Raw genomic sequence first — 13,538 nt, 5'->3', positions numbered from 1 at the left:
ACCCAAAGTGTCGCGGGATGGAGCAGCCCGGTAGCTCGTCAGGCTCATAACCTGAAGGTCGCAGGTTCAAATCCTGCTCCCGCAACCAAAATCACAAAGTCAAAAATATCCACAAAATCCAAGCTGTGGACCAAGGCAATCCTATACCGATAGGGTAATGTCTTGGGACGCGAAGCTGATGCGCTTTGGGAGTGCTTCTCCGAAAGCGTTCCACTGTGGCGCCGCACCTTCACGCTAGATGAGCCAATCCGCCTAACTTACGATCGCGCTGCCGCCGATGCGATTGACATCTGTGTTGGGAAAGAACTCGGCCCAGACGTGCCAGAACAAACCGGCGCGCAAGGTTTCAACCCGCGTAAGTTGCCCTTGGTCGCTATTTCCCCAAAAGTCACAACGCTTTACTGGTTTACCGCTGTCGTTGTACCAGACCCCGAGGCTTTCGAAATGTGGGTCTATTTGCACCACAAGATCACGCCCGCCGACTTGTGTGTTCACCAGCCAGTTCTGGTCAACCACGAAGTCGTCGGTCCAACAGACGGCATCTGACCCGATGGTCACGCCCCAAACAGGTGTCTTGTTGGGCAGGCGTGTGTCGGGCGCGCGCTCCATGTTGTCCATGACGGGGTCAGCCTCTTGATGCTGCCTGGCGATCCCCCATCCGAAAACGATCTCCAGCGCCATGTCCAGCAATCTGAGGAACGGGTTGCTCGAAGGCTTGTTCAGAAAGACCTCACCGTCTGGGTAGGCTTTCTTGAAGCCACGGAATGTCATGCGGAATGTTGGCCATGGCTCCATTTGAGCTTCCGGGCGCAATGGGCAGGCGGGACCGTCCGACGCGGTGTCCCGATCCGCTTCTCGGAACCCATAGATGTGTTGGATCGGTTCCCCGGTGTCGTTGTCCCGCAGGATCAGGTTGTTGCCATGTTGTGCTAAAACTTGAAGGTTCAGCCGCTTGCCTTCGATGGATGGCATGTAACCCTGACCAAGATTGGCCATTGCACAATAGGTCATGACGATGTCTTCGCCCCCAAGCCCCTTGGCGTCGCCGGCCAGGTGGGGCCGCATGATCTGAGCGTCAGGATGTGCCCGGGCGTGATCGCCGTTTGTCATCACGATCACGGGCGCGGTCGGTCCGACGAACCGTTCCGCTTCGGCAATGCTGTAATACCGGGCTGTGTTGAGCTGGTTTCTCAACCCCAAATGGACCCACACATAGGGAAAGCCATACAGAACCAATGCCAGAGCCGCGCCCACCCACCAGATCGCGCCGATGCCAGCACCGAACGCAAAGTGGGCTATGGTCGCAACCGCAAAAGCCGCAAGGCCAAGCCCGATCAACCGATATTCGTTGCGAATGAAGCGGATCATGTTTTCTCGCTTTACCTTCAGCAACATCTGGGAGACGTCGCCTAGGTCACGGAAATAGACAAAGCCAATCCCGAGCGAGACAGCGAGTCCGATATAGAAGATCAGGTTGGCAAGCATGGAGGTGCCTCTTGAACGTGGCGGGCCGACGTGAGGTCGGACTGCAGTTAGCGTTCGACCGCAGCCTGTTTGGTCAGAAAGGCTTCGACCGCGGCAACGGTTTCCGGGCGCAGGTTTTCGATGCCTTCATACGGCACGCCGCGCGCAGGTTCGGTATCAGGGTACAGTTTCTTGCGGGCAAGATGCCGGCCCAGAATGCGCTGGAATTCCTGGCCGCCCCATGCGCCGACTTCGGTCGAAACCGGGTACTTTTCATGCGTATCCCGATAGATATCGAAAAAATTCGCCAGAATTGCACTTTCTCCGGCACCCGGAAGGTTCAGTTTCAACTGGTCCTTCACGATCGCCTTCGGGGACGCCACCGAATAAATGATCACGTGATCGCGCCGCGTTTTCGACTCATCACCGAACAGGATTGACGCGGATTGGTCCACCCCATCCACAAGCCTGTCCCGTGGGATGAACGCGTCGGCGCCCGCCAGGCGGGACAGGGTCGTATACAGATCCGACACATGGATGATGTTGTTCACGATCGAGTCCGCCTCGATCATTCCGGGCCAACGGATGAAGGCATCCACACGTACGCCGCCTTCTGTCGTATCTCCCTTGCCGCCGCGGAAAATCATCGGCGTGAAACCTGACTGTGGGGAATATTTCGTGAAGTGTCCGTTGTCGCCCATCAGCACTACAATGGTGTTTTCGGCTACGCCAAGCGTCTCCATCTCGTCAAACAGCACGCCCAGATATTCGTCCAGCAGTTGCAACTTGTCGGCGTAAAGGCCGCCATTCACGCTTTCGGGGCCGTCGCGTCCTGCACGCGTGTTGTCCAGCGGGATCATCGGCCAGTACTGCAGAAAGAAGGGGGTGTCGCCGCCTGCCAGCCGCTGCAGTTCAGACAGCGCCTTGAGCTGGAACTGTTCGTTCATCTCATCGTATTTTTCTGCGTCCCACCGCTCGCCCGGCTGCATGCGGATTTCACGGATTGGACCGCCAGCCTCACCTTCGATGACGGTGGCCATGGCGGCAGGATCGGGGCGGAACCAATCGTCTACGATATAGTCCTCTTCGAAGTCCTGGATGCCGACCGAGACCTGCTCGCGGATGGCGTCATCGTTGAAGATTGTCAGCTGACCCTGTTGATGGATGGCATGCTGCGCATAGTCGAAACCCTGGTTCATCGCCCAGCTTTCCGCGATATCACCCATATGCCATTTGCCGACATGGCTGGTGGCATAGCCGGCCTCTTTCAGAACCTCTGCCAGCGTGACCTCATCTCCGGGAAGGCCAAAGCCGGCAATGTCGACCGTGGTGTCGCCCATGCCCATGCGCACCGGCAGGCGCCCGGTCATCTGGGCCACGCGCGTCGGCGTGCAGGAGGGCTCGGTATACATTCGAACCATGCGCATGGCTTCGTCCGAGAATGCATTGATGTTGGGGGTCTCAATTCCGCGTACCGCATTCAGTTCGGGAATGCCCATGTCGCCGAATCCCAGATCGTCGATCAGAATGGATACGATGTTGGGAGGGTTGCCAGAATTGCCTTCCCGAAATTCGGCCAGTAACGCATCGACGGCAGCGTTGTCTTCAATCCACTGCTCGCCATTCTGGGCTTCCAGAATATAGTACTGTGCGTCATGGATGATCGGTGTGTCCTGCGCAAAAAGCGGGGAAGACAACAGGATCGAGATGGCCGGCGCCAAACAAAAAAGTCTTGTGAACATTAAGGGTTCCCCGCTGCAGGAAGGTTGCGATTGCGACAAGTCTAATTATTTCGGCCTCTAAATCAAATTCAGGGGCGGTGGCACGAGGGCCGGTCGCCCCGTTTGGGGGCAAACCATCGGCGTGTTCGCTAAGCTGTTTCGAACAGGGCGTCGGTGAGCACGTGTTCCGAAAGCGCCCCGGGCGCGCCGATTGCCACAAGCCGCGTCTCGGGCTTTCGGTCACCCCATGCGCCATCCCGTGAGATATCCATGCGCTTTCCGACGACCTGCACAAGAATGCGATGATCCGGGTCCTCCTCGCTGAAAACAAATCCTTTGAGGCGATAGACGTCGCCCGGTAGCTTTCGAATTGCGCCTCTCAGCGATGACAGGCTGATGGGTTGCTCGGCCTTCATCATCGTTGTTGAAAAGCCGTCTGAATGATCAGCGTGTCGGCACCCGCAGTCAGGCCCATGCTCATGATGCTCCGGCACTTCTGTCTCAAGCTGTTCGGCAGCAAACCGGCCGACCGACAGCAATATGTTCAGCGGGACATCCGCATTGACCGCTTCGACCAGGCGATACCTGCGGAAACGCGAGCCGAGCCAATCGTGCACTTTCTGGACTGTTTCTCTGCTGACCAGGTCCACCTTGTTCAAGATGACCATGTCGGAGAACGCGATTTGCCTGAGTTTCAACTCCATCTGCTCTGGTGCAGCGAACAGCTGCTCGGCGTCGACAAGGCACATCAGGCTGTCGAGGCGGATCATGTCCCGGAACTTCTGGTCCGTGAACGTCATCGCGATCGAGGACGGGTCCGATACGCCACTGGCCTCGAGGACGATGTATTCCGGTTTCTCCGGTCGGGCGAGAACGGCCTCGACCGTTTCGATCAGGTCATCCCGGATCGAGCAGCACACACAACCATTCGCCAGGCTCATCACATCGTCTTCCAGGCCAACCACAAGATCAGCATCCACATTGATCGAGCCGAAATCGTTGACCAGAACCGCAACCCGCAGACCATGATTGCCGGTCAGGATGCGGTTCAGTAGGGTTGTTTTCCCCGCCCCGAGAAAGCCGGTAAGAATTGTGACCGGAATTGCCGCAGTCGAACCAAACTCGATCATACTGTCACTCCGTCTTCTTCTTGCGGTTTGGAATGACGTCGTCGGTCTTGATCACGAAGTCGCTGGGCCATTCGGGATTGGGCGCGCGGAACACGTCGGAGGGGTAGTATTCCTTGGGGTCGATCTCCATGTCGCGGTACTTTTGGTCCTGCTGTTCGGCGCGCGATGACCGCGGGGCAGGTGGCTTGATTTCATCGGGCAAGGTGATCTTGCCTTCGGCTTCCATCTTGCCCAATTCACGGAACGGTGCGACCGAGCCTGACTTGCCGGGCAGTGTCGCCTTCCGATACCAGATCGCATCTTTTGTGACGTTGACCACGGCCACGTCCAGACCCCAGGCGAACAGCCCATCATAATGGGCCCGGATACCCGCCAGCATCTCGGCATCAATGTCCTCGTCCTGCGTGTAATGGGTCACCATCGCAAGCCGGGGGCGTGCCTCAGCCATCATCTTGCCAACCGCATAATGCGAGGTGTGATGGGTATCGATCGTGTAGTTGAACAGCTCCTGCGGCAGGCCGTATTTGTAGGTCATCAACTGGCCGATATCCTGACCGGACATTTCGGTGACGAACACATCAACGCCTTTGCCGTATTCAAGGCTCAATTCATCCGGTCGGCCGTCCCCGGTCCAAACGAAGCTCAGGCCGTTCCAATCCAGGCGATACCCGACGGCGCCGTCCTTGGCATGGCTGCGTGGCCAAGAGCGCACGGTGACGCCATCTTCGTCATAGACGATGCCGCCTTCCTGACGGAAATCGAACTCGTTGACCTCGATTTCGTAACCGTCTCCAATCGGGAATACGTCGAAGGCCTCTAAATGCCATTTCAGCATTTGCTTCATGCCGTCCACCATGCCCGCCGTTCCAAGCTCGGGTGTCCGGCCGGACGGGCCGTGGATCCGCAGCGGCGTGTAGCCACCCGACCAGGCTCTGAACGGGTAGATATAGGGGATGTCGGCGTAGTGATCGACATGCAGATGCGTGATGAAGATATCGTTGATCAATTGCGCAGGCACCTGCATCCCGATGATGTTGCGCACACAGCCCGACCCGAAATCGAAGAAGAACCGTTTTCCATTGCCCAGCTCGACCATCACACAGGTGCCTGCCTGATCCTCACGCGGAGGAAACGGCGTTGACCCGCAGAAGGAGATGCGCATCTCGTCGGGCCCCAATTCCTCGGAAAGCGGGAAATAGTTTGCGTTCGACCCGGTCATGTATTTCGTCGGCCGGAAGTACTCTGGCAGAGTGATACCGCCGGCCGGCCGGCCGCCATAGGGGTTCTTCAGGCTTTCACCCAGAGGGCCGTCCCCCTCATGCGCCTGTGCTGCGCCGGAGCCGTAGCTGACAGCCCCCGTTGCCACCGCACCTGCCGCCAGCCCCTGCATGACATGCCGGCGCGAAGGGTTTTCGATTTCATCCGCTGGCTGGTTTTGTTCGTTTTCGTGATCGTTGCTTTGGTCTTTGTCGGTCATTGCTATACCCTCAGTCGGATGCGTTTCTAAGATTGCGCTTCGCCAGACGACGAAGCTCGTTCACAAGTTCAGATTTGATGTGGGCCCATTCCTCGCGCTCGGACGCGGTGATCGACGTATCCTTGAGCTTTGCGCAGACTTTGCCGAAGTCCTCGATGGCCTCGCTCAGAAACGCGTCCGGTTTGAGCTGGCTGGAAAGCGCAGTCGAAAGCTCGGGTAGCTCGTCTTTGAGGTCGTCCGTCACTGGATAAGGCCCGATTCCCACTATCTATTCTCGCATCAAGATGCGTGCGGTTGACCGGGGCGGCCAAGTGAGTCACCGTGAGTTGGGGGTGAGTTTGCAGTGAACCAAGCCAATGATTTATCGATAGATCAAGATGTTGGGCTGCCATCACCTGAGCTGGTTCGGCAGGCGCTGCGTGACGTTGTTGCCAGCGCCGAGTTCCAAACTTCGCCCCGGCTTCAGCAGTTTCTGACCTATGTCGTCGAGGAAACCCTCGCCGGTCGCGGTTCCCAGATCCGCGGCAAGGCCATCGCAGTCGAAGTGTACGGTCGCAGCATTGATGGCAGCGGTGGTCGAAATCTGGTTCGGGTAGAGGCGAGGCGACTACGGCGTTTGCTGCGTGAGTTTTACGAAGACCATTGGGACGGCCAGGGCGTTCGGATCTTCGTCGATCCCGGCGGATACAAGCCGCGGTTTTCGCACCAAGCTTCCCCGGATGATCCGAAGTCAGACCTGGCAAGCCACGGCCCGCCCGGCGGGGCCAGGCACCTGCGTGGACTTCTGTTGGTCGGGCTGGGCGTTGTGGCCATGATCGTAATGCTGGGCATGTGGCTGAGACCCGGCAACGACGAGGTCGGGCAACCCTCCAACACCACCCGGCAGGCCGAACGGGCTGCGCTTGGTCAGCAATCGCTTGCCAGATTGCAGGCGGCCAACCTGGCGGATCAGGCGCGGGGGATGTTCTTTCCGGTCTTCGATGTCAAACGCCAGCAGATCGCCCTGGGAATGTTCCAGCATTCCACCGAGCTCGACCCGGCCTTGCCCGATGGCTATGCGGGAATGGCTCAGGTCTTGGCCACACTGGCTCTGCTGTCTCAAGACGAGGGCACACGAGAGGATCTGTTGCGGCAAGCATCCCAGATGTCAGGAACGGCACTTGAGTTGTCCCCGTCGGGTGCTTGGGCCAACGCCTCGAACGGCTGGCGATTGGCGGTTTCGGGCGACGCGGATGAGGCTTTGAACTACGCGCGCCTGTCTGCTGAACTAGCGCCTGAAGATGGCCATGTTCTGGACCTTGTCGGGATTGCCGCCCTGATTGCGAACGAGCCCGAACTTGCGGCCGAGGTCAGCAATCCGTCGCGGGTCAGATTCGGATCCGGCCGATTTGGGGCGAGAAATATCTGGGGCGTATCGCAGCTTGTGCTCGGGAACTACGAAAACGTTGTCGATGCCTTTCAGGGTGCGCCTGCTGCAGGAGCGCCCGTAAGCGGGCCATCACTTTTGTTCCAGGCCGTCGCTCATGATCAGCTGGGCAATTTTGACGAAGCGCAAAGACTTGTTGATGAGTTGGAGGCCACGTGGCCGGATTTTCCGTCCGAATTTCTGGTGCAAAGGATCTTTCCGGGTGACGCCGATATACGGAAGAAGATACTCGGATCTCTGGCGAAGTACTGACAGACCCGTCGCAGCCTGCGCCGCTAAGAAGTCTTCAAGTTCCAACTGATGGCTTCGTGCGCGGCCCAGCTCGGCGTTGACGTTTCGGTGCTGCAGTCCATCGTCGGCTTTGGGGAAACTTGCGGCATACTTTTCTTGACCTTCCAGCGCGGGAATGGGGCAGACAGTCCCCCCGAAACTGTGCGCAAGGCGGCAAGACCGGCAGGTCAAGCAGGTTTGATCAGTGTCAGACCGTTTTGGTGTCGCCCGCGCCAAGCCAAAAACAACCGAGTGAAACGAGCCGATGAACAAACTGACGCTATTGGTAGGCGGCGTTCTGATCGCAGGCGCTGCCGTGTTCGCCTACAACCTCAGCCAACAACCTGCAGGGCACTCGATGGAGGTGCCTGACACCTCGTCGCTGTCGCGGGGGGACCCGATCGCGCAAGTCAGCGTGCCGGCGACGTTCAGTGCGCCGGCCCAGATGGGCAAGGTTGCCTTTGACGTCAAATGCGCTGTCTGCCATGGGGCGAATGCCACGGGTTTGGAAGGCCTGGCTCCGCCCTTGGTGCACAAGATCTATGAGCCCAGCCACCACGGGGACGAGGCTTTTCAGCGGGCGGTTCAATATGGTGTTCAGGCCCACCACTGGCGCTTTGGCGACATGCCACCGGTCGCTGGCTTGACCCGTGCAGACGTGCAGGGCATCGTTGCCTATGTCAGGGAACTGCAGCGCGAGAACGGGATAAACTGAACCTTGCACAGTTGGGCGGACAGGATGATCGGACGGTGGGTTCTGGCCTTGGGCCTGGTTCTGGCCGGTATTCTGGTGTTCTCGGAACCCGCCTTTGCGCATGGGGGCGATGGGGGCACACATGCCGTCGTCGATCTGGAAGCATCCGACCCCGACCATGTCGAACAGGGCCACCCGGGCCATTGCCACGGCGGGGCCTTCTGCAACGGCGTGGCCATGACCGTGGCCGCGCCCGTCGTTTCCGCGCTGGTCTCAACGATCAACCGCCGTGCCATCCCGTCGGGCCGGTATCGGATGTTGCCGGTGGCCCTGTTCGACCCGCCCCCGCCGCGCGCCGTGTCCTGAGTCACGAAATGCCTCTTCTGGGGGCGAGTTGAAGCAGACATACAGGACAAGACGATGACCTTTTTCAAGCTGACGACGGGCGCCGTGCTGGCGTGGATGGTGGCCGTGACCGCCCTGGCGCATGGTGGCGCCACCGGGATCGTGAAGGAACGCATGGACGGCATGTCCGCCATGAAGGACGCCATGAAGACCCTGACGCCGATGATGCAGGGCAAGACGCCCTATGACGCCGGCACCGTCCGAGACCCAGCCGAGACGATCGGCCGCCATGCCGGCGACAGCATGACCCGGCTGTTCCCCGAAGGCAGCGATGGCATGCCCTCCGAGGCCAAACCCGCGATCTGGCAGGACTGGGACGCCTTCGCCGAACTGGCCGAACAGCTGCAGACCTATGCCGAGGGGCTGGCCTTGGCGGCCGACAACGGGCTGATGATGGCCGGTGCCGGGCAAGGGTCCGGCTTGATGGGCGGATCGGGCATGATGGGCGGCGCTTCGATGATGGGGGGCGGGGCCATGACGGGCGGCCCCCCCGGGCGCGAGGAGCTGTCCGAGATGCCCGCCGATGGCGTGTTCATGATGCTGGGCCAGACCTGCTCGGCCTGTCACACGCGGTTTCGGTCGGAATAAGGTGCTTCGATGAAACGCCTCTATCGTCTGGTCCTTGCCTCTGCCGTACTGGCTGCGGCGGGGCTGGCCGCCGTAATCGCGTGGCCGATCGGTCTGACGCCGCAACTGCCCGACCTGACGGGCGACGTTGACCGCGGGGCCTACCTGGCGCGGGCGGGCGGCTGTATCGCCTGCCACACCAACTTCGCCGAGGGCGGCGCGCCCCTGGCCGGCGGCGTCAAGCTAAAGACACCCTTTGGCACGCTGTATTCCCCCAACCTGACCACCGACCCGGACCACGGAATCGGTGGCTGGACGATCGAGGAATTCGCCAAGGCCGTACGCCAAGGCGTGGCGCCGGACGGGCAGCCCTATTACCCGGCGTTCCCGTACCCGTTCTACGCCGAATTCACCGATCAGGACATCGCCGACCTGTGGGCGGCGTTCCAGACCGTGCCCCCGGTGGCCACGCCGTCGCGCCCGCAGCAGATGGCCTTTCCCTTCAACCAGCGCTGGGGGCTGAAACTGTGGCGCGCGGCGTTCCTCAAGCCGCCGCGCACCGATCCGGTCCCCGGCAAAAGTGATGTGTGGAACCGCGGCCGGCTGCTGGTCGAAGGCGCCACCCACTGCGCCGCCTGCCACACCGGGCGCAATCTGCTGGGCGCCCGCAAGTCGGATACCGGGCACTTCAAGGGAAGCGATGCCCTGCCGGGCGGCGACAAGACGCCGGCCATCGACTCTGAAACCCTGCAGAGGCGGGGCTGGACGGTCGACAGCCTGGCCTATGCACTGCGCACCGGCATCCTGCCAGACGGTGACGTATTCGGCGGCGCAATGGGCGAGGTCGTGACCTACGGCACCCGCTTCCTGACCGAAGAAGACCACCGCGCCATGGCCACCTATCTGCTCGATGCCCATGACGAAGGGTAAAAAGGTGGAGCCGCCGCGCCGAACGATCTCGCCAATAATGAAATGGGGCACACCGGTGGCCGTTGTGATCATCGGTGTAGCCAGCGCTCAATGGTGGATGTCAAAAGGGGTGCCTGACGGTGCATCCGCCGTTCCGCTACGTGGGGCGGCGCTTTATGCCGAAAACTGTGCGTCGTGTCACGGGGCCAAGCTGGAGGGTCAAGCCGATTGGCAAACGCCTGATGCGGACGGCGTCCTGCCAGCCCCGCCGCATGATCGAACCGGGCACACCTGGCATCATGGCGATGGCCTATTGTTCGACTATACCAAGTTGGGCGGCGAGGAGATGCTCAAGCGAATGGGAGTCTCGGGGGTCCAAAGCGGAATGCCGGGATTTGCCGACAGCCTGTCCGATCAGGATATCTGGGACATCCTCGCGTTTATCAAGGACAGTTGGCCCGAACGCGAACGCGCGATTCAACGCCAACGTACCGAGGCGGAAGCCCGGGCAGGCAACTGATTTTTTGTCGGAGTTTACGCGTCAATTCTGTGTCTGCTCAAGTCGGTTGGGCGAGATCACTACTCGCCTCCGCTCGGCTCGGTCCCGTGTTCGCCACCCTATGAAGCAAGCAGACCCGACAGTTTGAGTGCCCCGGACTGCAGCAGTGGCAGGAATTGCTTCAGGCTTGTCAGATCGTGCCGCTGCGTGGGGGCGTGCACGGACAGAGTGGCCGCAAGTCGGTCATTCTCGTCAAAGACCGGAACCGCGACGGCGGCCATGCCGGGCATGAACTCCTCGTCGTCGGTCGAGTAACCGTTCTGGGCGATTTTGGCGATCTCGGCACGCATGGCCGTGGGGTCGGTAATGGTTTTCTCGGTGTTAGCGGTCAGCCCGCGGGCCGAGAGAAACCCATCCAAGGTGTTTCGGCGCAGGGTCGAGAGGTACATCTTTCCGCTGGCGGTGCAGTGGAATGGCACCTGGGTCCCAATCGGCAGCTGGATTCTCAGTGGCCATTTGGTCTCGACCCGGTCGAGATAGATCATCCCCTCGCGGTCGGGGATGGCAAGGTTGCAGGTCTCACCAATTTCGTCGGCTACTCCGCGCAGAATGGCCAGGCGGGCCGTGCGGAGATGTTCGGACGACACGGTGTTCACGGACATCTGCCGCAACCGGGGGCCGGGCCCATAGGACCGGCCGTCCAGATCTCGTTGAAGGAACCCTTCGGCCTCGGCCGTCTGCAGCAGCCGGTGGACCGTCGGCTTTGCCAGACCCAACGCTTCGATCAGATCTGCCGGTTTGACCGCGACCCCGCGCCGCGCGACCTCTTCCAAGATCAGCAACAGGCGCAGGTTCGTTGGAATCTGGGTGTCCTTGTCTTGTGAGTCCGTCGCGGTCATCCGGCTACAGTCTAGTTTTTCGGCAGCAGTATCAAGGCCAGATCAGGCACCAGTGACACCAGAATCCAGACCGAGAGCAACGCCACCAGATAAGGCACCGTATACCGCAGAAGCCGGAAATACGGCACGCCCGTAACTCCCGAGGCGACATACAGGTTCAGCCCGTATGGCGGCGTGATGAAGCCAATGGATGCTCCGACAAGGAAGATCACCGAGAAGTGGATCGGATCAATCCCGACCGAAGCTGCGATCGGTGCCAGAATCGGGGCCAGAATGATGGTCACAGGTAGGCTCTCCAGAACCATGCCCGAGAAAAACACGATCACCATCGAGGTGAACAGAACAGCATGGTAGCCCCCCATCGAGGTCACGAAATTGCCGATCGTTTCCTGGGCACCCAACAGGGAAAGGATCTGTTGCATTACCACCGAGATGGCAATCAGAGGCGCCAGGATCCCGGTGATCTGTGCCGAACGGATGACGATTGACGGGATCTCGGGGATCGTGAAACCCTCGACCACCAGCATTTCGGCAAAGCTCTTGTCCGTTGGGGAAACATCGTCGCGGGCGCCCATGATCCGGTTGATCGGATAACTCACCAGCCCGGCGATGACGCAGAAGCCAACGGTGACTCCGGCGGCCTCGGTCGGAGAGAACTTGCCGGTGTAGATGCCCCACAGCACAAGCCCGATGGCAAAAAAGCCCAGCCACGCGCCGAAGGCGGTTTTCAGAACGCGGTTCAGCTGCAGCGGGATCAGGTGACCCCAGCCGTTCATGCGGCAGATGATCCAGCAGGCAAACTGCATCCCGATCACCATCAGCGCGCCGGGCAGGATGCCGGCCACGAACAGCTCGGAAATCGGCAGGTTCATTAGGAACCCATAGACGATGAAGATGATCGACGGCGGGATGATGATCCCGACCGTGCCGCCCGCTGCGGCGGTTGCCGCGCTGAAGCGTTCGTCATACCCGCCTTTGACCATCTCGGGGTGCAGCATCGATCCGATCGTGGCTGTCGTGGCCGAGTTGGACCCCGAGATCGCCGCGAACAAACCGCAGGCCCCAAGCGAAGCCATCGCCAGACCGCCGCGTATCCAGCCGAGACAGGCATAGGCGAAGTCGCTGAGCCTTCGGGCGATACCCGACTTGTTGATCAGGTCTCCGGTCAGGATGAACAGGGGCATGGCCAGCAGCGCGAAGCCCTTATTGAACACGTTCAAAAGCTCGGCGCCCATGTTGTCGAGCGTCAGGCCCAGAACAAACGAGCAGCCGATCACCCAGTAGCCGATGACCAGAAGCACCGGCACGCCCAACATGAACAGGAATGTCACGCCGAGCGAAATCAAAGTAACCCAAGTTCCGTCTGCCATCAGTCTGCCCCGATCACGGCCTGCTTGATCAGCGGCTCGCCTGTTTTGAAATTACGCAGATCGTCCGCCAGGTTCTGGAACACTCGGCCGACCATAAGAAAGAATGACAACGGTGCCGCCAGCAGGAACCACCACTGCATGACGTTGTCGGTGCCCAGAACGATCTGGAAGTTGGACGCTGACAAGGCCACCAGCCGCGACGTGGTCACGATGACGATGACCGCGAAGATGAACCACAGCACCGCGTCCAGGATCAGGCAGGCCAACTGCCCGCTGCGTGGCATCGCGGTCCGGAATTCGCTGAAGCTAAGATGCGTTCTGAGGCGCACGTTGTAGGAGGCCCCGAACCACGCCATCACCATGAACAGCAAGGGTGGAATTGTTGTGGACCAGGGTTCCTGGTCATTGAAGACGAACCTGTCGATCACACCCCAGAAGATGATCAGCGCGATGGCGAGATAGGAATACACCATCACGGATCGTTCCAGATGGCGCTCGATGAAGGGAACCTTGCGATAGATCAGCATGACCAGAAGCCCGCCCAGCGCAGCGACGACGGCGCCGACAACCCACGCTGCGTCGGACTCCAACGCTGATTGAATTTCAAAGGAATCCTGGCTGAGAAAGGCGCTGAATATCGCGCCGATGTCTGCCCAAAATGACATGAACCCCGTCCTCCCAGTCGGTCTTCGGTTGAACCGGCCCAC

At 60.1% G+C, this 13,538-nt stretch carries 14 protein-coding genes and 1 tRNA gene; 7 read left to right on the top strand and 8 right to left on the bottom strand.

Annotation, left to right across the window (positions count from 1 at the left end; genetic code table 11):
* Nucleotides 1–11: 11 nt before the first annotated feature.
* A tRNA-Met gene (locus ACR0DA_RS10595) sits at nucleotides 12–88 on the top strand.
* Between the two features lie 164 nt (nucleotides 89–252).
* Here the strand turns inward: ACR0DA_RS10595 and ACR0DA_RS10590 are convergent.
* The 5 genes from ACR0DA_RS10590 to ACR0DA_RS10570 all read right to left on the bottom strand — a co-directional run bounded on the left by ACR0DA_RS10590 (nucleotide 253) and on the right by ACR0DA_RS10570 (nucleotide 6,036).
* A complete protein-coding gene (locus tag ACR0DA_RS10590; protein WP_480753888.1) occupies nucleotides 253–1,485 on the bottom strand; it encodes a DUF3179 domain-containing (seleno)protein in 1,233 nt (410 codons plus the stop codon).
* Between the two features lie 47 nt (nucleotides 1,486–1,532).
* The gene (locus ACR0DA_RS10585; protein WP_170392402.1) at nucleotides 1,533–3,206 is read right to left on the bottom strand and encodes a sulfatase-like hydrolase/transferase; all 1,674 of its coding nucleotides are present in this window, start codon (nucleotides 3,204–3,206) and stop codon (nucleotides 1,533–1,535) included.
* 128 nt (nucleotides 3,207–3,334) lie between these two features.
* Nucleotides 3,335–4,315 (bottom strand): CobW family GTP-binding protein, encoded by a 981-nt coding sequence (locus tag ACR0DA_RS10580; protein ID WP_170337610.1) that lies wholly within the window; start codon nucleotides 4,313–4,315, stop codon nucleotides 3,335–3,337.
* Nucleotides 4,316–4,319: 4 nt separating this feature from the next.
* On the bottom strand, nucleotides 4,320–5,792 hold the full coding sequence (gene gntH / locus ACR0DA_RS10575; RefSeq protein ID WP_217353966.1) for a guanitoxin biosynthesis MBL fold metallo-hydrolase GntH: 1,473 nt from the start codon (nucleotides 5,790–5,792) through the stop codon (nucleotides 4,320–4,322).
* 10 nt (nucleotides 5,793–5,802) lie between these two features.
* On the bottom strand, nucleotides 5,803–6,036 hold the full coding sequence (locus ACR0DA_RS10570) for a hypothetical protein (protein ID WP_170337613.1): 234 nt from the start codon (nucleotides 6,034–6,036) through the stop codon (nucleotides 5,803–5,805).
* Nucleotides 6,037–6,135: 99 nt separating this feature from the next.
* On the opposite strand from ACR0DA_RS10570, the gene ACR0DA_RS10565 reads away from it, so the two are divergent.
* The 6 genes from ACR0DA_RS10565 to ACR0DA_RS10540 all read left to right on the top strand — a co-directional run bounded on the left by ACR0DA_RS10565 (nucleotide 6,136) and on the right by ACR0DA_RS10540 (nucleotide 10,583).
* On the top strand, nucleotides 6,136–7,470 hold the full coding sequence (locus ACR0DA_RS10565; protein WP_480753886.1) for a tetratricopeptide repeat protein: 1,335 nt from the start codon (nucleotides 6,136–6,138) through the stop codon (nucleotides 7,468–7,470).
* Between the two features lie 283 nt (nucleotides 7,471–7,753).
* On the top strand, nucleotides 7,754–8,203 hold the full coding sequence (locus ACR0DA_RS10560; RefSeq protein WP_170337617.1) for a c-type cytochrome: 450 nt from the start codon (nucleotides 7,754–7,756) through the stop codon (nucleotides 8,201–8,203).
* 24 nt (nucleotides 8,204–8,227) lie between these two features.
* A complete protein-coding gene (locus ACR0DA_RS10555) occupies nucleotides 8,228–8,548 on the top strand; it encodes a hypothetical protein (protein ID WP_480753884.1) in 321 nt (106 codons plus the stop codon).
* Between the two features lie 54 nt (nucleotides 8,549–8,602).
* A complete protein-coding gene (locus ACR0DA_RS10550) occupies nucleotides 8,603–9,175 on the top strand; it encodes a c-type cytochrome (RefSeq protein ID WP_480753883.1) in 573 nt (190 codons plus the stop codon).
* A gap of 9 nt (nucleotides 9,176–9,184) precedes the next feature.
* Nucleotides 9,185–10,084 carry a c-type cytochrome gene (locus ACR0DA_RS10545; protein WP_480753881.1) on the top strand — a complete coding sequence of 300 codons (900 nt, stop codon included), beginning with the start codon at nucleotides 9,185–9,187 and terminating at the stop codon, nucleotides 10,082–10,084.
* 37 nt (nucleotides 10,085–10,121) lie between these two features.
* A complete protein-coding gene (locus tag ACR0DA_RS10540) occupies nucleotides 10,122–10,583 on the top strand; it encodes a c-type cytochrome (protein WP_480753879.1) in 462 nt (153 codons plus the stop codon).
* Nucleotides 10,584–10,681: 98 nt separating this feature from the next.
* On the opposite strand, the gene ACR0DA_RS10535 is transcribed toward ACR0DA_RS10540, so the two are convergent.
* Genes ACR0DA_RS10535 through ACR0DA_RS10525 form a run of 3 tightly spaced genes read right to left on the bottom strand, consistent with a single transcriptional unit; the run spans nucleotide 10,682 to nucleotide 13,496 of the window.
* Nucleotides 10,682–11,461: an IclR family transcriptional regulator gene (locus ACR0DA_RS10535; protein WP_480753877.1), complete on the bottom strand. Its 780-nt coding sequence runs from the start codon at nucleotides 11,459–11,461 to the stop codon at nucleotides 10,682–10,684.
* 11 nt (nucleotides 11,462–11,472) lie between these two features.
* Entirely contained in the window at nucleotides 11,473–12,831 is a 1,359-nt protein-coding gene (locus ACR0DA_RS10530; RefSeq protein ID WP_093962896.1) for a TRAP transporter large permease, read from the bottom strand.
* Nucleotides 12,831–13,496 (bottom strand): TRAP transporter small permease, encoded by a 666-nt coding sequence (locus ACR0DA_RS10525; protein ID WP_170337629.1) that lies wholly within the window; start codon nucleotides 13,494–13,496, stop codon nucleotides 12,831–12,833. Before ACR0DA_RS10525 ends, ACR0DA_RS10530 begins: the two co-directional genes overlap by 1 nt.
* Nucleotides 13,497–13,538: the final 42 nt, after the last annotated feature.

It is taken from the genome of Ruegeria sp. CI8 (genome assembly GCF_056536865.1).
This window is presented reverse-complemented; position numbering and strand designations above follow the sequence as displayed.